The 19,431-nt window shown below is 70.9% G+C and carries 17 protein-coding genes; 7 read left to right on the top strand and 10 right to left on the bottom strand.

Going from position 1 to position 19,431, the window contains the following annotated elements:
• Positions 1-32: 32 nt before the first annotated feature.
• A complete protein-coding gene (locus AC07N1_RS06860; protein ID WP_494671117.1) occupies positions 33-887 on the bottom strand; it encodes a polyprenyl synthetase family protein in 855 nt (284 codons plus the stop codon).
• A gap of 192 nt (positions 888-1,079) precedes the next feature.
• Here AC07N1_RS06860 and amaB point away from each other — a divergent pair, with 192 nt between their 5' ends.
• From amaB to AC07N1_RS06845, 3 genes are all read left to right on the top strand, one after another.
• Complete coding sequence (gene amaB / locus AC07N1_RS06855) at positions 1,080-2,606, top strand: L-piperidine-6-carboxylate dehydrogenase (protein WP_494671116.1); 1,527 nt, start codon at positions 1,080-1,082, stop codon at positions 2,604-2,606.
• Between the two features lie 104 nt (positions 2,607-2,710).
• Complete coding sequence (locus tag AC07N1_RS06850) at positions 2,711-3,637, top strand: hypothetical protein (protein ID WP_494671115.1); 927 nt, start codon at positions 2,711-2,713, stop codon at positions 3,635-3,637.
• A gap of 111 nt (positions 3,638-3,748) precedes the next feature.
• Positions 3,749-5,380 (top strand): Na+/H+ antiporter, encoded by a 1,632-nt coding sequence (locus AC07N1_RS06845; protein ID WP_494671114.1) that lies wholly within the window; start codon positions 3,749-3,751, stop codon positions 5,378-5,380.
• Between the two features lie 263 nt (positions 5,381-5,643).
• Here AC07N1_RS06845 and AC07N1_RS06840 read toward each other — a convergent pair whose 3' ends face one another.
• The 3 genes from AC07N1_RS06840 to AC07N1_RS06830 all read right to left on the bottom strand — a co-directional run bounded on the left by AC07N1_RS06840 (position 5,644) and on the right by AC07N1_RS06830 (position 8,329).
• The gene (locus AC07N1_RS06840; RefSeq protein WP_494671113.1) at positions 5,644-7,176 is read right to left on the bottom strand and encodes an acyl-CoA carboxylase subunit beta; all 1,533 of its coding nucleotides are present in this window, start codon (positions 7,174-7,176) and stop codon (positions 5,644-5,646) included.
• A gap of 73 nt (positions 7,177-7,249) precedes the next feature.
• Positions 7,250-7,576 (bottom strand): YnfA family protein, encoded by a 327-nt coding sequence (locus AC07N1_RS06835; RefSeq protein ID WP_494671112.1) that lies wholly within the window; start codon positions 7,574-7,576, stop codon positions 7,250-7,252.
• Positions 7,577-7,600: 24 nt separating this feature from the next.
• A complete protein-coding gene (locus tag AC07N1_RS06830; protein ID WP_494671111.1) occupies positions 7,601-8,329 on the bottom strand; it encodes an ATP12 family chaperone protein in 729 nt (242 codons plus the stop codon).
• Between the two features lie 104 nt (positions 8,330-8,433).
• Between AC07N1_RS06830 and AC07N1_RS06825 the strand changes: the two genes are divergently transcribed.
• Together AC07N1_RS06825 and AC07N1_RS06820 are read left to right on the top strand one after the other, a co-directional pair.
• Positions 8,434-9,831: a DUF1800 domain-containing protein gene (locus AC07N1_RS06825; protein ID WP_494671110.1), complete on the top strand. Its 1,398-nt coding sequence runs from the start codon at positions 8,434-8,436 to the stop codon at positions 9,829-9,831.
• Positions 9,828-11,072: a DUF1501 domain-containing protein gene (locus AC07N1_RS06820; RefSeq protein WP_494671109.1), complete on the top strand. Its 1,245-nt coding sequence runs from the start codon at positions 9,828-9,830 to the stop codon at positions 11,070-11,072. The genes AC07N1_RS06825 and AC07N1_RS06820 overlap by 4 nt, the downstream gene beginning before the upstream one ends.
• A gap of 177 nt (positions 11,073-11,249) precedes the next feature.
• On the opposite strand, the gene AC07N1_RS06815 is transcribed toward AC07N1_RS06820, so the two are convergent.
• From AC07N1_RS06815 to crcB, 3 genes are read right to left on the bottom strand one after another with little or no spacing between them, the layout of a single operon-like run.
• Positions 11,250-12,740 (bottom strand): 2OG-Fe(II) oxygenase family protein, encoded by a 1,491-nt coding sequence (locus AC07N1_RS06815; protein WP_494671108.1) that lies wholly within the window; start codon positions 12,738-12,740, stop codon positions 11,250-11,252.
• Positions 12,737-13,726, bottom strand: coding sequence for an RluA family pseudouridine synthase (locus AC07N1_RS06810; RefSeq protein ID WP_110118191.1), 990 nt, complete (start codon positions 13,724-13,726; stop codon positions 12,737-12,739). Before AC07N1_RS06810 ends, AC07N1_RS06815 begins: the two co-directional genes overlap by 4 nt.
• A complete protein-coding gene (crcB, locus tag AC07N1_RS06805; protein WP_110118190.1) occupies positions 13,723-14,106 on the bottom strand; it encodes a fluoride efflux transporter CrcB in 384 nt (127 codons plus the stop codon). Before crcB ends, AC07N1_RS06810 begins: the two co-directional genes overlap by 4 nt.
• Before the next feature lie 112 nt (positions 14,107-14,218).
• Between crcB and AC07N1_RS06800 the strand changes: the two genes are divergently transcribed.
• Together AC07N1_RS06800 and AC07N1_RS06795 are read left to right on the top strand one after the other, a co-directional pair.
• Positions 14,219-15,388: a hypothetical protein gene (locus tag AC07N1_RS06800; protein ID WP_494671107.1), complete on the top strand. Its 1,170-nt coding sequence runs from the start codon at positions 14,219-14,221 to the stop codon at positions 15,386-15,388.
• A gap of 137 nt (positions 15,389-15,525) precedes the next feature.
• Positions 15,526-16,758, top strand: a complete 1,233-nt coding sequence (locus tag AC07N1_RS06795; RefSeq protein ID WP_494671106.1) for a hypothetical protein — start codon at positions 15,526-15,528, stop codon at positions 16,756-16,758.
• Positions 16,759-16,761: 3 nt separating this feature from the next.
• Here AC07N1_RS06795 and AC07N1_RS06790 read toward each other — a convergent pair whose 3' ends face one another.
• The 3 genes from AC07N1_RS06790 to AC07N1_RS06780 are packed head-to-tail and all read right to left on the bottom strand — an operon-like array spanning position 16,762 to position 19,399.
• A complete protein-coding gene (locus AC07N1_RS06790; RefSeq protein WP_494671105.1) occupies positions 16,762-17,268 on the bottom strand; it encodes a CC0125/CC1285 family lipoprotein in 507 nt (168 codons plus the stop codon).
• A 38-nt stretch (positions 17,269-17,306) separates the two neighbouring features.
• Positions 17,307-18,092, bottom strand: a complete 786-nt coding sequence (locus tag AC07N1_RS06785) for an RluA family pseudouridine synthase (protein WP_494671104.1) — start codon at positions 18,090-18,092, stop codon at positions 17,307-17,309.
• A gap of 5 nt (positions 18,093-18,097) precedes the next feature.
• Complete coding sequence (locus tag AC07N1_RS06780) at positions 18,098-19,399, bottom strand: replication-associated recombination protein A (protein WP_494671103.1); 1,302 nt, start codon at positions 19,397-19,399, stop codon at positions 18,098-18,100.
• Positions 19,400-19,431: the final 32 nt, after the last annotated feature.

Raw genomic sequence — 19,431 nt, 5'->3', positions numbered from 1 at the left:
GACGCCTTCAGCAACCAGAATAGGGTCTGGGATCACGCCGCCGCCTTGCGCGCGGCGAACAGCCGGCCGGCGTAGGGACCCAGCAGTCCGCCGCCGCCGGCGCAGGCCAGGGCGGCCTCGGCTGCGGAGAGGTGCTCCTCCATGGCAGCGCGGGCGCCGGCCAGGCCCAGGCGCGAGACGGCCGTGGTCATCGAGGCGTCCTTGCCGACATCCTTGCCGGCGGCCTCGACGGAACCCTCGGCGTCGATGATGTCGTCGCGGATCTGGAAGGCCAGGCCCACCCGGCGGGCGAACTCGCCCACCTGTTCGACGGCCGCGGCGTCGGCGCCGCCGATCAGGGCCCCAACCTGGGCGGCGGCGATAATCAGCACGCCGGTCTTCTCATGGTTCAGACGATCGATGGCGGCCATGTCGCGCAGCTGGTCGCGGTCGAGCAGGTCGCGGGCCTGGCCGGCGACCAGGCCTATGAAGCCGACGGCCTCGGCGGCGCGCGCCACGATCTCGGCGCGCAGCTCGCCAGGCAGCGCCTTGTCGGCGGCGATGACGGCGTAGGCCTGGTTCAGCAGACCGACGCCCGCCAGGATGGCCGTGGCCTCGTCGAAGGCGCGATGGATGGTCGGCAGGCCGCGGCGCAGGCCCGCGTCGTCCATGGCCGGCAGGTCGTCGAGCACCAGCGAGGCGGCGTGGATCATCTCGAAGGCGCAGGCCGCGTCGAGCGCCGCGCTTTCATTGGCGCCGAAAGCCTCGGCCGCCAGCAGCACCAGCATCGGACGAAAGCGCTTGCCCGGCGCCAGCAGCGAATAGCGCACAGCCTCGACCAGGCGATCGGGCGCCGTGCCCAGCGCAGGCGCCAGTTCGGCCAGGCGGCGATCGACGCGCGCCCGCAAGGCTTCGACCCTGGTCGGAAGTCCCTGTTGGACCTGTTGCAACGTGCCCTGGTCGTCCATCTCGCGAGTCGCGCCGTACGCATCCACCCCGTCGTGGGCGATTCATTTGACGGCGCCCCGCCGCTGCGTCAACCCAAGCGGGTTGCGGTAGGCGGGTCTTGACCCGACGCCCGAGGGGCGCGTCCATGGGGCATGTCGACACTGCTCCCCTCCCCCGCCGCTCACGCCCGCGAAATCCTGGCCCGCCTTGGGGTCGATGGACTGTCCGCCGACGGCGGAAGCGCGGTGCGCTCGCCGATCGACGGCCAAGTGCTGGCCCATGTCGCCTTCGACGACGCCAAGGCCATCGAGGCCAAGGTCGCCGGCGCGGCGCGGGCCTTCCTGTCCTGGCGCTGCGTTCCCGCTCCGCGCCGGGGCGAGCTGGTGCGGCTGTTCGGCGAGGAGCTGCGGGCCGCCAAGGCCGACCTCGCCGCCCTGGTGACGCTGGAGGCCGGCAAGATCGCTTCCGAAGGCGCCGGCGAGGTGCAGGAGATGATCGACATCTGCGACTTCGCCGTCGGCCTGTCGCGACAGCTGCACGGCCTGACGATCGCCTCGGAGCGCCCCGGCCACGCCATGCGCGAGACCTGGCATCCGCTGGGGCCCGTGGCGGTGATCAGCGCCTTCAACTTCCCGGTCGCGGTCTGGGCCTGGAACGCGTGCCTGGCCCTGGTCTGTGGCGACCCGGTGGTGTGGAAGCCGTCGGAGAAGACGCCGCTGACCGCCCTGGCGACCCAGGCCTTGCTGGAACGAGCGCTGGCCCGCTTCGGCGACGAGGCGCCGACGGGCCTGACGAGCGTGGTGCTGGGTGGCCGCGACGCCGGCGAACGTCTGGCCCGCGACCCGCGCATCCCGCTGGTCAGCGCCACCGGCTCGACCCGCATGGGCAAGGCCGTCGCCCCACTGGTGGCCGAGCGCTTCGGTCGCTCGATCCTGGAGTTGGGCGGCAACAACGCCATGATCGTCACGCCCAGCGCCGACCTCTCCCTGGCCCTGCGCGCCATCGTGTTCTCGGCCGCCGGCACGGCCGGCCAGCGCTGCACTTCGCTGCGCCGGCTGATCGTGCACGAGAGCCTGGTCGACAAGGTGAGCGACGCCGTCGCCGCCGCCTTCGAGCGCCTGCCGGCCGGCGATCCGCGCCAGGACGGGGTGCTGCTGGGACCGCTGGTCGACAAGGGATCCTACGAGGCCTTCGTCCACGCCCTCGACCAGGCTCGAGCCGACGGCGCGCAGGTGGTCGGCGGCAAACGCCTGCGCGAGGCCGACGCGCCGGAAGCCTTCTACGTCCGCCCCGCCGTCGCCCGCCTGCCCGCGCCGACGGCCGGCATGGCCCGCGAGACCTTCGCGCCGCTGCTCTACATCGTGCCCTACGCCGAGTTCGACGAGGCGGTGGCGATCCAGAACGACGTCCCCCAGGGCCTGTCGTCCTGCGTGATGACCAACGACGTGCGCGAGGCCGAGGGGTTCCTCAGCCCCTGGGGCAGCGACTGCGGCATCGCCAACGTCAATATCGGCCCGTCGGGCGCCGAGATCGGCGGAGCGTTCGGCGGCGAGAAGGAGACCGGCGGCGGGCGCGAGAGCGGCTCCGACAGCTGGAAGCAGTACATGCGCCGCCAGACCGCGACGGTGAACTATTCCGGCGCCCTGCCCCTGGCCCAGGGGGTGCGGTTCGACCTGTAGGGAGCTTGGCCATATCAACTCTTGGAGAAGGTGAGAAAATTCACACTCCCAGGTTGTTACGCGAACTAGCGTGCGCCCGCTCATTCCGAGCCGGAGGCAACGTCATGTCGGCCTATCCCATCGCCATCTACGGCAACGGCCTGTTCCAGGACGGCTATCCCACCCCGCCCGTGCCCTATGCCGAACAGGCGGCGCAGCTGAACCAGGGCGTCACCACCGTGATCCTGTGGTCGATCCACATCCATGCGGGCGGCGACCTCTATCTGAACGACACGCTGTTCGTGCAGAACGGCCAGATTCAGTACGCCACCGACGGCAAGAGCGGTGTCAATCCCGACTTCCCCGAGCTGATCAAGGCGCTGATGACCGGCGGCAGCGTGCGCGACCTGATCGTCTCGGTCGGCGCCTGGGGCACCACCAGCGACTTCACCGCCTGGCTGGGCTCGCGCGACGCGGTGAAGACCAACCTGGCGGCGCTGAAGTCGGCCTTCGGGGTCAGCGGCGTCGATTTCGACTACGAGTCCGAGACCGGCTACACCAACGACGAGCAGAACATGATCGTCACCCTGACGCTCGACGTCGGGTCGCTGGACCTCTACGCCACCTACTGCCCCTACACCGCCACCGACTTCTGGACCGGCGCGCTGAGCGCGGTCTACGCCCAGAACGGCCAGTCCCAGATCGTCAAGTGGATGAACCTGCAGTGCTATGCGGGCGGCGCCGGCAACACGCCGAGCGACTGGATCGCGGCCGTGCAGGGAACACCGAACACCGGCGTGACCAACCCCGGCGCGTTCATCGTGCCCGGCTATGCGGTGGAAGGCGCCGACGGCGGCGATCCCAGCTACATCGAGCAGGCCTTCGCCCAGTCGGCGGGAACCGGCGTCACCGGCGGCTTCCTGTGGAACAGCGGCGGCATCTGGTCGACCGAAGCCAGTGGCGGCGGCCAGCCGACCCCGGCCGACTACGCCCAGGCGATCAGCGCCGGCCTCGGCGCGACGACCACCGCGCGCGAGCCGGTCGACGCCTGACGCCCTGAAGACCCTCGCTCCCCGGCTCGCCCGGGGGGCGAGGTTTGTGGGTCGCGCCGTCGGACGCATCACCCTACGGTAACCTCGACCCCAACGGTGACGAGGTAAAGCGTGGAGACTGTCGAGATCGTTCTGGCCCTGCTGGCCGCCGTCGTCCTGAGCGGCGCGGCCGCCCGGTTCCTGCCGCTGGCCGTTCCCGCGCCCCTGGTGCAGATCGGTCTGGGCGCGCTGATCGCCCTGGTCACCAAGACGCCGGTCTCGCTCGATCCGCATCTCTTCTTCCTGCTTTTCCTGCCGCCGCTGCTGTTCCTCGACGGCTGGCGGATTCCCAAGGACGAGTTCTTCAAGGACTTGCCGGTGATCCTGGAGCTGGCTCTGGGCCTGGTCGTGCTGACCGTGGTCGGGGCAGGGTTCCTGATCCACTGGATGATCCCGGCCATGCCGCTGGCCGTGGCCTTCGCCCTGGCGGCGGTGATCTCGCCCACCGACCCGATCGCGGTGTCGGCCATCGCCCAGCGGGTGCCGATCCCCAAGCGGCTGATGCACATCCTGGAGGGGGAGTCGCTGCTCAACGACGCCTCGGGTCTGGTCTGCCTGCGCTTCGCCATCGCCGCGGCCCTGACCGGCAGTTTCGTGCTGCACGAGGCGGTGCTGAACTTCGCCTGGGTGGCCCTGGCCGGGATCGTGGTCGGCGTCGCCACCACCCTGGTGGTGACCACGCTGAACGCCTGGCTGAGCCGGGCGGGCGCCGAGGACGCCGGTCCCCAGACCCTGATCAGCCTGCTGATCCCGTTCGCCGCCTATCTGCTGGCCGAGCGGGTGCACGCCTCGGGCATCCTGGCCGCTGTCGCCGCCGGGGTGGCGATGAGCTTCTCGGAGGTCGCCCGCCAGACCGTGGCCGCCACCCGCGTCCGCCGCAACATGGTCTGGGACACCCTGCAGTTCACCGCCAACGGCGTGATCTTCGTGCTTCTGGGCGAGCAGTTGCCGTCGATCCTGGCCGGGGCGGTCGAGACCGCGCAGACCACCGGCCACCACGAACCCTGGTGGCTGGGCGTCTATGTGGTCGCCATCACCCTGAGTCTCGGCGCGCTGCGCTTCGCCTGGGTGTGGGGCTCGCTGAAGCTGACCCTGCTGCGCGCCAAGCGCCGGGGCGACGAGCGGTCCAGCCCCGACTGGAAGATCATCGCCGCCACCGCCTGCGCCGGGGCGCGCGGGGCCATCACCCTGGCCGGCGTGCTGACCCTGCCGCTGGTCACCGCCTCGGGCGAGGCCTTCCCGGCCCGGGACCTGGCCATCTTCCTGGCGGCCGGCGTCATCGTGCTTTCGCTGCTGATCTCGGCGACCGCCCTGCCCCTGCTGATGAAGAACCTGCAGCTACCGCCCGACACCGCCAGCCATGAGCAGGCCGAGCGCGCCCGCGAGGCCCTGGCCATCGCCGCCGTCCAGGCCGTCGAACAGATGCAGGCCGCCTCGCCCCACGCCTCGGACGCCGACTTCCAGACCGCCTCGGCGCGGGTGGTCGATATCTATCGCGACCGCCTCGACGGCCTGGCCCAGACCGGCGAAGCGGCCCTGGCGGCCCGTCGCGGGCGGGGCTTCGAGAAGGACGTGCGGCTGGTGGCCCTGCAGGCCGAGCGGCAGGCGCTGCACGGGCTTGTTCGCCAGCGGGCGGTGGACGGCGAGGCGCAGGCCAGGCTGACGCGGGAGATCGACCTGGCCGAGGCGCGGTTGCGGGTGTGATCAGACCCTCCCCCTGTAGGGGGAGGTGGCCCGAAGGGCCGGAGGGGGAAGTTGCTGCTGAGAGGCGGAGCACCCCTCCCGTAAATTCCCCCGAAAGCGGGGACCCAGGTGTTTTATCGTCGAGCGCTCGGGGCTTCAGAAAAAGCCTGGGTCCCCGCCTTCGCGGGGATTTTATGGATTTGAGAGCAAGGAAGGCTCCCTTCCCCCTCAGTCGCTTCGCGACAGCTCCCCCAGAGGGGGAGCATCTCGCGTCCCGCCCTTGGTCACAGCGGAATGTTGTCGTGCTTCTTGGCCGGATTGGTCAGCACCTTGCCCTTCAGCGAATGCAGGGCCCGGACGATGCGCTTGCGGGTGCCGTGGGGCATGATGACGTCGTCGACATAGCCACGGCTCGCGGCCACGAACGGGTTGGCGAAGCGGTCCTTGTATTCGGCCTCGCGGGCGGCCAGGGCCTGCGGATCCTTGGCCTCCTGGCGGAAGATGATCTCGACCGCCCCCTTGGCCCCCATCACCGCGATCTCGGCGGTCGGCCAGGCGTAGTTGACGTCGCCGCGCAGGTGCTTGGAGCTCATCACGTCATAGGCCCCGCCATAGGCCTTGCGGGTGATCAGGGTGACTTTCGGCACCGTGGCCTCGGCATAGGCGAACAAGAGCTTGGCGCCGTGCTTGATCAGCCCGCCGTACTCCTGCTTGGTGCCCGGCATGAAGCCCGGCACGTCGACCAGGGTGACGATCGGGATCTCGAAGGCGTCGCAGAACCGCACGAAGCGGGCGGCTTTCCTGGAGCTGTCGATATCGAGCACGCCCGCCAGCACCTGCGGCTGGTTGGCGACGATGCCGACGGTCTGGCCGTCCATGCGCGCGAAACCGCAGACGATGTTCCTGGCCCACTCGGACGAGATCTCGAAGAAGTCGGCCTCGTCGACGACTTTGAGGATCAGCTCCTTCATGTCGTAGGGCTTGCCGGGATCGGTCGGGACCAGGCTGTCGAGGCTGGGCTCGGCGCGGTGGGGATCGTCGAAGCTGGGGCGGATCGGCGCCTTCTCGCGGTTGGACGAGGGCAGGAAGTCGATCAGCCGGCGCACTTGCGTGAGGGCTTCCAGGTCGTTCTCGAACGCCCCTTCGGCCACGCCCGATTTCGCCGCATGGACGCGCGCTCCGCCCAGTTCCTCGGCGGTGACCACCTCGTTGGTGACGGTCTTGACCACGTCCGGACCGGTGACGAACATGTAGCTCGTATCCTTCACCATGAAGATGAAGTCGGTCATGGCCGGCGAATAGACGTCGCCGCCGGCGCAGGGGCCCATGATCACGCTGATCTGCGGGATGACGCCGCTGGCCAGGGTGTTTTCCAGGAAGATGTCGGCATAGCCGGCCAGGGAATCCACGCCCTCCTGGATGCGCGCCCCGCCGGCGTCGAACAGGCCGATGATCGGGGCGCCGGCCTTCATCGCCTGGCGCTGGACCTTGACGATCTTGGCCGCGTGCGCCCCCGACAGGCTGCCGCCGAACACCGTGAAGTCCTTGGAGAACACGAACACGACCTTGCCGTTGATCGTGCCCCAGCCGGTGACCACCCCGTCGCCGGCCACCTTCTGCTCGGCCATGCCGAACTCGGTCCCTCGATGCTCGACGAACATGTCGAATTCCTCGAACGAGTCCTCGTCCAGCAGCAGGTCGATCCGCTCGCGGGCCGTCAGCTTGCCCTTGGCGTGCTGCGCGGCGACGCGTTTTTCACCGCCGCCAGCGCGGGCCTGCTCACGACGACGATCCAGCTCTTCGAGGATGTGTTGCAAGGTCGTGGGCTCCAAGCAGGGACTGGAACCCAAAGGCGTAAAGAGCCCCGGCGGGGCTGGCAAGGCTTGGGGTTCAGGCGGCGCGCGGCCCAAAGAGGATGATGGCCGCGCCGGCGAGGCAGACCGCCGCCCCGATGAGGTCCCAGCGGTCGGGACGCACCTGCTCGACCGTCCGCATCCAGACGATAGACGAGAGGATGTAGATCCCGCCATAGGCCGCGAAGGCCCGGCCCGCCGCGTCGGCCTCGACCTTGGTCAGCAGCCAGGCGAAGGCGACCAGGGCCAGGACGCCGGGGATGGCCCACAGCGCCGAGCGCCCCTGCCGCAGCCAGGCCCAGAAGGAAAAGCAGCCGCCGATCTCGCAGGCCGCGGCCAGGATGTAGACGAGGAAGCTCTTCACCGACCCGTTCTCATCGGCCCATTCCTATCGACGCAGGGCGGCGAACCACCGCTCGAGCGCGGCCGCCTCGATCGCCAGGTTGGCGGCGCGGATCACGGCCTCGTGGTCGTCGCCCCACTGTTCGGCCTGGTAGATCTCGTCGAGGCGGGAGAGGTCCAGCGCCTTCTGGCCGGTGACGCGGCCGGCGCGCAAGGCCAGGGCCAGCACCGTGGAGCCCAGCAGGCCGGCGGCGTAGGCCACGCCCGCCAGGCTGAAGTCGTCCAGGGTCAGGGCCAGGGCCTCGACCGTGGCCAGGGTGGCCGGCGGCTGGGGCGCATGGATGATGCCGGTGACCGGCGTCAGCGCCACGCCGTGCTCGGCCTTGGCCCAGTCGAGCATGGCGCCCCACTCGCGCTCCTGGCGCTCGATCAGGGGCATGGGGCCGTCGGCGCGGTAGCAGAGCAGGTCCGAGCCGGCATAGGCGGCGACTTCGCGGGCGACTTCGGCCCGGGTCTCAGCGATACGGTCGATGGCGGTGAAGGCCAGGCGCGTGGCCGGCATGGCCGTGGAGTCGATGACCTTTTCCTGGGCCTCCCACTCGCCGGCGACGACCTGCGCGAGCGCCAGGGTCGGCAGGGCCAGCGGCCTTTTCTGCGGCGACTTGGGCGTGCGGCCGTCCAGCAGCACCGGCCAGGCGCCGTCCTTGGCCTCGCCGGCGGTCGCGGCCTTGTAGAAGCGGCGCGGCTTGTCGATCAGGTCGGGCTTGTCGGACACGGGAAAGGCTCATTTCTCGGATAGGGGCGAAGCAAGAGCGTCGCCGCCGCGTTGAATGAGCGATAGCCCGCCGGATCGCAAGTTAGACCTTGGGGAGAGCCGCCTTGAGCCTGCCTTCGAAGGACCTGATGGCCGCCCTCGCCGCCACCCGTTTCGGGATGGGCGCGCGGCCGGGCGAGATCGACGCGGCCCGAAGCGATCCCAGGGGTTTCCTGACCGACCAGATCCGCCGCGAGGGCGCGGACCTGCCGCAAGGCGACGGCGACAGCGCCGCCACGCGCTTCGCCGCTTTCGCCGACTACCGCATGGAGCGGCGCGCCATGCGCCAGGAGGCCCGGGCGGTCAAGGGCGAGGACGGCATGAAGCCGATCCCGCTGGTCGACGCCCAGCGCTATCTGCGCGACAAGACCAGCGACGACTTCCTCTCCCGCGCCCAGCTGGCCTGCGACACCCCGGCCGGCTTTCGCGAGCGCTGGGCCTTGTTCTTCGCCAACCACTTCACGGTGTCGGCGACCCGGCAAGCGACGGCGGTGATGATCGGGCCGTTCGAGCGCGAAGCGATCCGACCCAACGTGTTCGGGCGCTTCGAAGACCTGCTGGTCGCCTCCAGCACCCATCCGGCGATGCTGACCTATCTCGACCAGGCCCAGTCGATCGGTCCGACCAGCCGGGCGGCGGGACGCGGCAACAATCGGCGGGCCGGGCTGAACGAGAACCTGGCCCGCGAGATCCTGGAGTTGCACACCGTCGGCGTCGATGGCGGCTACGCCCAGGCCGACGTCACCGAGTTCGCCCGCGCCCTGACCGGCTTCAGCATCGGCCGGGCGCAGGATCCGGACGCCGGGGCCTTCCTGTTCCGGGCGGGCGCCCACGAGCCGGGACAGCGGACCATACTGGGCGCGCGCTACGCCGAGGACGGCGAGGGCCAGGGGCTGGCGGTGCTGAAGGCGCTGGCCAGCGACCGGCGCACGGCCCGCCACGTCTGCGGCAAGCTGGCCCGTCACTTCGTCGCCGACGATCCGCCGCCGGCCCTGGTCGCGCGGCTTGAGAAGCGCTGGATGGACACCGGCGGGCGGCTGGATGAGGTGGCGCAGACCCTGGTCGAGGCCCCGGAGGCCTGGGATCCGGACGCGGCAAAGATCAAGACGCCCTACGAGTTCGTGGTCTCGACCTGGCGCGCCGTCGGCGGCCGGCCGGAGAAGATCGAGAAGCTGAACCCGATCCTGACCAGCCTGAACCAGAAGCCGTTCACCCCGCCCTCGCCCAAGGGCTGGCCCGAGGAGGCGCAGGCCTGGGCCTCGCCCGACGGCCTGATCAAGCGCATGCAGTGGGCGCAGGGCTTCGCCTCGGCCGCCGCCGACACCCGCGATCCCGACGCCCTGGCGCGCTCGGCGCTGGGGGCGCGATTGAGCGAGCCCACGGCCCGCGCCGTCGCCCGCGCCGAGACCCGCCGCGAAGCCTTCGCCCTGCTGGTGATGAGTCCGGAGTTCCAACGCCGATGACCGCTGCCTCTCCCTCCCCGTCCCGTCGTTCGTTCCTGGCCGCGGCCGCCAGCCTGGGTGTTTCCGTCAGCTTCGTCGGGCGACAGGCCCATGCCGCAAGCGGGACCAAGAAGCTGATCGTCGTGGTCTGCCGCGGCGGCATGGACGGGATGTCGGTCGCCCCGCCCGTGGGCGACCCGGACTACGCCGCCCTGCGCGGGGCCATCGCCCTGAAGCCCGACGAGGCGCTGAAGCTGGACGGAACCTTCGGCCTGCATCCGTCGCTGACCGCCGTCCACGCCCTGGCGCTGAAGGGCCAGGCGCGGATCGCGCCGGCCATCGCCACGCCCGACCGCGCCCGCTCGCACTTCGAGGCCCAGGACGTGCTGGAGACCGGCGAGGCCAAGGTCTACGGCGCCGACAGCGGCTGGCTGAACCGCACCTTGCAGGTGATGGGACCGGGCAGGACCGAGGCGCTGTCGGTGGGCGGCACCGCGCCGCTGATCCTGCGCGGTCCGGTGCAGGCGGCCAGCTGGTCGCCGGGCAAGGGCGTCGACGAGACCGCGCGCCTGCCCACCCTGCTGCAGGATCTCTACAAGGGCGACGCGCTGCTGGGCCCAGCCTTCGCGCGCGGGCTGGAGACCGAGGCCATGGCCCAGGCGGCGATGACCGCCATGGCCCCTGCCCCAACTACCGCGAACGGCATGGCTCCTCCAATGAACGCGCCGGGCGGCCGTCCCGCCGACAACCGCCAGGGCCGCGAGGCGGCGCGCAAGCTGGGCTCCACCCTGGCCGGCTTCATGCGCCAGGCCGACGGCCCCCAGATCGCCGCCCTGTCGCTGGACGGCTTCGACACCCACGCCGGCCAGCCCGGCCAGATCGCCACGCGGCTGGCCTATCTGGACGCCGTGCTCGACGGCCTGCACGAAGGCCTGGGTCCGGACTGGAAGGACACGGTGGTGGTCGCCGCCACCGAGTTCGGCCGCACCGCCCGGGTCAACGGCACCGGCGGCACCGACCACGGCACGGCCTCGACCGCCCTGGTGCTGGGCGGGGGCCTGAAGGGCGGCGGCATCATCGGCGACTGGCCGACGCTGAAGGAGACGGCCCTGTTCGAGAACCGCGACGTGGCCCCGACCTTGGACATGCGCGGCCTGTTCAAGGGCGTGCTGGTCGACCACCTCGGGGTGGATCGGGCGGCGGTGGAACGCAGGGTGTTCGCCGATAGCGCGGGGGCCAAGGCGGTTACGGGGTTGGTGTAACGAACCTCCCCCTATCCCTTTCGTCGCCTTCCTGGGCCTTGTGCCCAGGATCCATCGTTCAGTTGCTCAGACCTTTGCCGAACGGTCGAGGCTTGAGCGGACGCCGGCATGGGCCCTCGCCACAAGGGCGAGGGAGACGACTTAAAAATCAGAAACGAACGACCTGAGGAGCCGCCTCTAACCAGGAACCGCGTCGAAGGCCATGGTCAGGCGGCGCGTGTCGCCGGTGAAGGGCACGGTGCCGTGCCACATGTAGGATGGAAACAGCACCAGGGTCCCCGGCGCGGGCTTCACGGCGTGCTCGGCCGCCAGCTTCGGCGCGGTGGCGCAGCCGGGCTGGCCGAACTTGATCCAGCCTTCGCGCTTGCTCGCGTCATCCACGCCCGGCGGCAGGTCGATGTAGAAGGCCGATGACACCCAGCCCTGCGGGTGGACGTGGTCGGTGTGGAAGCCGTTCGGCTTGAGACTGACCGACCAACCGCCCTGGATGGCGGCGGCGCCGGTGCGGCGGATGCGGAGCGGATCGGTCCCCTCGCCGATCTCGGCGGCGTAGCGCTCGACAGTGGCGCGGGCGCTGGCGAAGAAGGCCTGGAACAGCGGCTCGGGCGAGGAATGCAGCGACTGCACCTGGGCCCCGCCGCGCAGCGACTGCTGCAGAGGGTGGGCCTCCAGGTCGTGCATCTGGCCAAGGCGCGCGCGCAGGTCGGCCAGGAAGCTGTCGAGGTCGGGCCAGCCATCGGGCGTCGGCAGGACGTAGGGCCGCACGAAGGCGCCGTAGTCGTAGAGCGCGCCGTAGCGGGGATCGCCCAGGATCCGCCAGGCCGTGGCCTGCAAGGCCAGAGCGTGCTGGTCATGGGGAAAGGCCGCCAGGATCGAGCCGGCGACCGAGGACGCGTCGGCCGCGTCGCCCGCCGCCAGCAGGGCCTCGGCCAGGGATTTCAGCACCGGAGCCGCGTTCGGCGCCAGGCGGGCGGCCGCCTGGGCGTGGGCCAGGCCCTCGGCGCTGTCGCCCAGTTCGGCGGCGGCGTGGGCGGCGGTCAGCAGCAGGTGGATGTCGCCCGGATGGCGGCGCAGGCCGCCGCGCAGGGTGTCGAGCGCCTGCGGCAGCTTGCCGGCGAACTCCTCGACCAGGGCCTGGACGTGCAGCAGGCGCGGATCGGACTGGCCGGCCAGCACGGCCTTCAGCGGCGCCAGCGCGTGGTCGAGGTCGGCCGTCCGCATCCAGCGCAGCTGGGCCAGATCGCGGTGGGCGTCGACGAAGGCGGCGCGACGGGCGATCGCGCCCTCGAAGGCGGCCTCGGCCTCGTCGTAGCGGTGCTGGAACTGGATGGCGCGTGCCAGGACCAGCCAGGCCTCCGGCGCGTCGAGGCCCAGGGCCATGGCCTTGCGCACGGCGGCTTCGGCCTGCGCCTGGCGGCCGAGGTCGCCGTTGGTGGCGGCCAGATTGTACCAGGCCAGCCGGTCCTGCGGCGCGGCGCGGGCGGCGCGCTCGTTGAACGGCAGGGCCTCGCCGTGACGCCCCAAGCCCTTGAGGGCGGCGGCGTGAACGATCAGCAGGCCCGGCATGGCGGTGGCGCGTGCGGCGCCCTCCGCCGTCAGGACGGCGGCCTGGTCGGCCTGGCCTCGGCCCAGAAGATCCCAGGCCTGCTGAACGAGGTTTTGGTTCATCGCCGCTTGGTTTGGCGCCGGGCGAACGGGTTCTGCTCGGCCTCGTCCTCGGAGAAGCCGAACTTGGCGAAGCCGGCCTGCATCTCGGGGCTGAGCGGGGCCTCGATGTGCAGCATGCCGGCGCTGGGGTGCGGCAGCAGGATCGAGCGGGCGTGCAGTTGCAGCTTCAGCCCTTCCGACAGCTGGGCCGACTTCTCGTCGCCGTACTTGGGATCGCCCAGGATCGGGTGACCGATGGCCTTCATGTGGGCGCGCAGCTGGTGCGTGCGGCCGGTGTGCGGGCGCAGGGCCATGAAGCTGACGCGCGGGCCGGCGCGGCTGATGGTGACGAACTCGGTCTCGGCCGGCGAGGCGTCCTTGTCCTTCGGATCGGCGGGCACGACGATCTCGCGGTCGTTGACGCCGCGCTTGGCCAGGTGCAGCTCGATGACGCCCTCGGTCGGGTGCGGATTGCCCACGACGATGGCCCAATAGGTCTTCTGGGCCTTGCGCTTGGCGAAGGCGCCCGAGAGGCGGGCCGCGGCGCTGGGGGTCTTGCCCAGCAGCAGGACGCCGGAGGTGTCGCGGTCGAGGCGGTGCACGAGGCGCGGACGGTTGACGCCCTCGCCCCAGGCGCTGAGCAGCTTGTCGATGTGCTTGGTGGTCTTGGTGCCGCCCTGCACGGCCAGGCCGGCGGGCTTGTTGAGCGCCAGGACGTCCTCGTCCTCGTAGAGCACCAGCGAGCGGGCGTAGGCGATGTCGCGCGCCGACAGCTTGCCCTTGTCGGCCGGATCGGGCGCGTCGGGCAGCGGCGGCACGCGGATCTGGCTGCCGGCGGCCAGCTTGGTGTCGGCCTTGGCCCGCGAGCCATCGACCCGGACCTGGCCCGAGCGGAACAGCTTGTTGAGCTGGACGTGGTTCAGGTGCGGCCAGCGGCGCTTGAACCAGCGGTCGAGGCGGACCCCGTCCTCGCCCCCATCGACGTAGATGGTGCGAACTTCTTTCATGCGAACATCCTGCGGGCGAGATAAAGGCCCGCGAAAAGGGCCGTCACGGCGAACACGACGCTGACGGCGGTATAGGTGAAGGCCGAGCCGTAGGCGCGCTTCTCGATCATGAGCGCGGTCTCCAGCGAGAAGGCCGAAAAGGTGGTGAAGCCCCCGAGGACCCCGGTTCCAAGCAGCACCCGAAAGGTTTCCTGCTGGCCGGCCGAGCGGAAAGCCAGCCAGCCGGTCAGCATGCCCATCAGGAAGCCGCCGACCAGGTTCACGGTCAGGGTGCCCCAGGGCCAGCCCGGTCCGATCCAGCGCAGCGCGGCCGTTCCCACGAGATAGCGGGCGACGGAGCCGGCGGCGCCGCCCACGGCGACGAGAAGCACCTTGGTCATGGGCTCCTTATGCGCCGACCAGCCCTGAACGCCAAGCTGGGAACGCCGGGCCCGCTTGACCTTGGACAATAGCCGCGCTTAGCGTCGCCGCGTCGACTCTCGCGGAGATGGTATGCGCAAGCTGCTCGCAATGGCCCTGGCGCTGTGCGCCGCGCCCGTCCTCGCGCAAGGCGCCGTCACGCAAGGCGTGGTGGCGCCGAAGGGTTCGGTGCCGTCGCCTCCGCCGCTGACCCCGCCCCTGCCCACGCCCGCCAGCCTGGCGCCGCTGACCCGGATCCAGACCTACGGCCCGCCGCCTTCGGTGATCCGCTGCGAGGGGCGCGACGTGCGCGTGATCGAGAGCGCGCCGTTCCACCCGGACGTCAATGTCCACTACGTCGCTTCCGGCGCGAAGCCCTCGTCGGACGATCAGCCGGCCAGCGCCCTCGTCTTCGCGGTCGACGCCAAGGGCGCGCCGATCGACATCCGCCGGGCTCCGAACGCGCAGGCCGACCAGAACCTGATCGCCAGCTTCGCCCGCTGGCGCTTCGCGCCCGGCCAGGCGGCGACCGGTTGTCGCCTCGAGGTTCCGCAGACCTTCACGCCCCTGGCCAAGGCGACGACGGCCAGCCTCCTGGAGATCGTCGCGACCCGCAAGCGCGAGGCCTCGCCGGTGGTTCGCAACGCCCTCTCGGCGCGCGGCGACTGCGGCAAGGCTCCGCGCCGCACGCCGGCCCTGATCAGCTATCCGGACCTGCGCCGGTTCGACGACCGCGACTTCGCCGGCGCCTGGGCCGGGGTGCTTTACGACATCGACGCCGAGGGCGTGGTGCGCAACGTGCGCATCGCGGCCCAGGGCGGCGACCCGGTGCTGGCCGACCAGGCCGCCTTCGCGATCGCCGAGTCCCGCTTCCAGTCGGGCAAGCCGGTGAAGGGCTGCTACGGCGTGCAGGCCGCCCGCCCCCGGCCGATAGATGCGCCGGGCCACACGCCGACCAAGCCGATCACCAGGCCCGAGATCGCCTGCCGCGTCGAGCGCGCGGCGCTGAACCTCTCGCTCGACAAGGCCTATCCCGTCCCGTTCGCCCGCGAGCGGGTCGAGGGCTGGGCGCTGCTGCAGTTCGACATCACGCCCGAAGGCCGGGTCTGGCCGATCGAGATCCTGGGCGCGCAACCGGTCGAGACCTTCGGCCTGGCCGCCCGCAGCATGCTGTACAGGGCCAAGCCGGACCGCTCGGTCTGGGGCCAGAAGGGCTGCGTGATCCCGGTCAGTTTCGCCATCCCCGACATCGCCGAGGATTAACGCGTCCGGAACCAAGCGGGGCCTTGCCGGGCAAGGCTTTGAAGACAAGGTAAAGACGACCTCAACCCTGTTCCTGCACCGGAGGTTAAGGGCGAGCGAGGCAACCTCTGATCTCCTCCCGCGAATCCCACGGTCCGATGCCCGCCTCCCTGCCTCCCAAGGACGACACGACCGAACGCCTGGCCCTGCCGCCGGCGATGCTGAACCGGCTGGCCAGCTCCGACCTGATCGGTCGCGGCTCGGTCAACGTGATCAGCATCAAGGCCATCCGTCGCTGGGCCGGCGACTGGTGGGAGCACAAGCGCACCGACGTCTGGACCTATGTCGAGCGCAAGCTGAACGAACATCTCGACCGCGCCGACCTGCGGGGACGGGTCAGCGAGGACGACTTCCTGATCGCCACCCACAATGACCAGGGCCTGTCGGCCCAGGCCGCCAGCATCCGCATCCTCGAGGACGTGCTGACCCACCTGCTGGGCGCGGCCGAGCTGCGCGACATCGGCGTGCGCTCGGTGATCGGGGTCGAGGCCGGCGGCGTCGTCTGCCGCACCATCGATCCGTCCGTCGTTCTGGCCGCCCGCGCGCGCCGCGACTCCGAACGCTCGCCGTTCCGGACCGACATGGACGTCAGCGACGAGATGCGTCGCACGCCCGTGGCCTTCACCACCAGCGGCGGCGCGGCCCTGCGGGTCGACTTCGCGCTGGAGCACGTGATCGGCCTGCGCCGCAACGTCACCACCGCCATTCGGGTCGAGCCGATCGTCACCCACCTGGGCACCGGCCGCTCGATCAGCGGGCGGGCGATCACCAAGCTGGCCGACAAGGACATCGCCTTCATCGACGAGGCGACGCTGCGCTATGGCGCGGCCTTCGCCAAGGCCGCCCAGGGCAACGAGCGCCCCGACCTGGTGCTGCCGGCCTCGTTCCGCACCCTGGGCACCCAGCGCGGCCGCGACCTGCTGACCGGCACCTCGGGCCTGTCGCTGGCACTGCTGCGCGGCGGGGTGATGATCGAGCTGGTGGACGTGACCCGCGGCACGCCCGCCGGCCGCCTGCTGGAAGTGGTCGGCCTGCTGAAAGCCCTGACCCGCGGCGTCGTCGCCCGCGTGCCGCCGGACAAGGAAGCCTTCAAGCACCTGCGCGACGCCCGCCTGGCGGGCCTGGCGCTGGACGCCTGCGACCTCAGCGGCCCAGCCGAGAAGATCGCCGCCGACATCATGGCCTTCGGCCGCGAGGCCCGCGGCCTGGCGCCGATGGTCAGCCTGCAGGGCCTGCCGGCGGAAGGCTATTTCGCCGCCGCCGAGACCGCCGGCCTCAGCCACGCCTCGCTGCGGGCGGCGCACCCTTATGCGGCGCGCGCGGCGGCGTAGGCTTCAAACCCGGCCCATGCCCTTGCCGATGGTGTTGACGACGCTCTGGGCGTCGTAGGCTTCGCCAGGCGGGCGCGGACCCTTGCCGAACACGACTTCCAGCGTGGTGCTGAGCGCCGGGCCGGGGCCGAGGTTGAAGCTGGTGCCGACGCCCAGGCCGACGCCGGAACGGCGACCATAGCTGCTCGAACCGCCGCCGACCGAGAAGGTGGGACCGCCCCCTCCTCCCGTCGACTGGGTGACCCGGTCGGCGACGCGGAACCAGCTGTAGCCATCGGCCAGGGCCAGTTCGGCCGCCCGCAGCAAAGCATAGTCGGTCACCTGGCCGACCGGCGCGCCGGGGCCGCCGCGGAAGGTCACGCGATAGCGCCCCTCCTCCATCTTGTACTGGGCGAAGCCGACGTCGGTGGCTGCGGCCTGCGGCCGGTAGACGGTAGGCTTGGCGGTGGCGCAGGCGCCCAGGACCAGGGCGCTGGCGGCGAGGACGCAGACGAGGCGGGCGGACTTCATGGCGTTTCTCCCTTGCCTCTCAAACGGCCAGGCCAAGTTCAGCGTTCCGGGACGGCCAGGTCCAGCTTTTCGAGCACGGCCTTCATGTCGTCGGGGATGGGAGCCTCGATCCGCCGCTCGCCGCCTTCGGGGTGGGGAAACACCAGCCGGGCTGCGTGCAGCATCAGCCGAGGCACCGGCGCGCCGGCCAGCATCAGCGCCCCGCCATAGCGGCTGTCGCCGGCGATCGGCCGGCCGATCGAGGCCATGTGGACGCGCAGCTGGTGCATGCGGCCGGTGTCGGGGGAAAGCTCGACCAGCGCGGCCTGGGCGTTGGCGGCCAGGGTGCGATAGCGGCTGCGGGCGTTTTCCGCGTCCGGGTGATCGTCCTCGCAGACCCGCATATAGGCCTCGCGGCCGATGGACTCGCGGCGCAGGGCCTTGTCGATCTGACCGCCGCGCGGCTCGGGCGCGCCGGGCGCGACGATGGCCAGATAGGTCTTGCGGAAGCGCTTGCCCATCAGGGCCTTGCCCAGGAACGTCGCCGCCGGCTTGGTGCGGGCGGTCAGGATCACGCCCGAGGTGTCGCGGTCGAGGCGATGGATCAGGCGCGGGCGCGGCCGATCGCGGCGGGCCAGGGCCCAGAGCAGGTCGTCCAGCGTGTGGGCCTTGATGCGGCCGCCCTGGCTGGAAAGGCCGGCGGGCTTGTTGAGCACGAAGACGCTGTCGTCCTCGTGGATCACCAGCGAGCGCGTGAAGGCGATCTCGTCGGGCGTCAGCTCGATCGGACTATCGGAGGCCTTGGGCTTGGGTGCGGCGGGCGGACGGCGGGGCGGCTTGGACATCGCCGTCACTTACCGCCCCTGCGCAACTGGCTCCAGTGGTCGAGGCGATCCTTGACCTTGGCTTCCGCGCCGATCGGCTTGGGCTCGTAGAACTTCGGGCGGGCCATGCCGTCGGGGAAGTAGTTCTGGCCCGAGACGCCGCCCTCGACATCGTGGTCGTAGGCGTAGCCGTCGCCATAGCCGAGGGTCTTCATCAGCTTGGTCGGGGCGTTGAGGATGTGGGAGGGCGGCATGAGGCTGCCGGTCTCCTTGGCCGCGCGGCGGGCGGCCTTGTAGGCGTTGTAGACGGCGTTGGACTTGGGCGCGCTGGCCATGTGGACCACGGCCTGGGCCAGAGCGAGCTCGCCTTCCGGCGAACCGAGGAAATCGTAGGCGTCTTTCGCCGCGGTGGTCAGCAGCAGGGACAGCGGATCGGCCGCGCCGATATCTTCGGAGGCCATGCGCACCAGGCGGCGGGCGATGAACAGCGGATCTTCCCCGCCCTCCAGCATCCGCGCCAGCCAGTAGAGAGCCGCGTCGGGATCGGACCCACGCACCGACTTATGCAGGGCCGAGATCAGGTTGTAGTGCTCCTCCCGATCCTTGTCGTAGGCCGGGCGGCGCTTCTGGAGCAACTGGCCAAGCTGGGTCGGATTGAGCGGCGTGTCCGTGCCGATCGACAGCAGGGTCTCGGTCAGGGTCAGCAGGTAGCGGCCGTCGCCGTCGGCCATGGCGATCAAGACCTGGCGGGCCTCGGCGTCGACCGGCAGCTTGCGGTTTTCGGCGGCCTCGGCTTTCGCCAGCAGGCTTTCCAGCGCCGTCTCGTCCAGGCGCTTGAGCACGAACACCTGGGCGCGCGACAGCAGAGCGCCGTTGAGTTCGAAGGAAGGGTTCTCGGTCGTCGCGCCGACGAGGGTGACGATCCCCTCCTCCACGAAGGGCAGGAAGCCGTCCTGCTGGGCGCGGTTGAAGCGGTGGATCTCGTCGACGAACAGCAAGGTGCTCTGGCCGGCCTGGCGACGCATGCGGGCCTGTTCGAAGGCCTTCTTCAGGTCGGCGACGCCGGAGAAGACGGCCGAGATCTGCATGAACTCGTAGCCGCCGGCCTTGGCCAGCAGGCGGGCGATGGTGGTCTTGCCGGTGCCGGGCGGCCCCCAGAGGATCATCGAGGCCAGGCGGTGAGCCGCGGCCATGCGCCCGATGGGACCGTCGGGACCCAGCAGGTGCTCCTGGCCCACGACCTCTTCGAGGCTCTGGGGACGCAGGCGGTCGGCCAGCGGCGCGGGCGCGTGGGGCGCGATGCCGGCGGCTTGGAAGAGATCGGACATGGGAAGAGGTTTAGGAGGTTCCGCGTTCAGCG

Source organism: Caulobacter sp. GW821-FHT09B11 (genome assembly GCF_059418205.1).
Note: the sequence above shows the minus strand (reverse complement) of the source record. Positions and strands in the feature narration are given on the sequence as shown.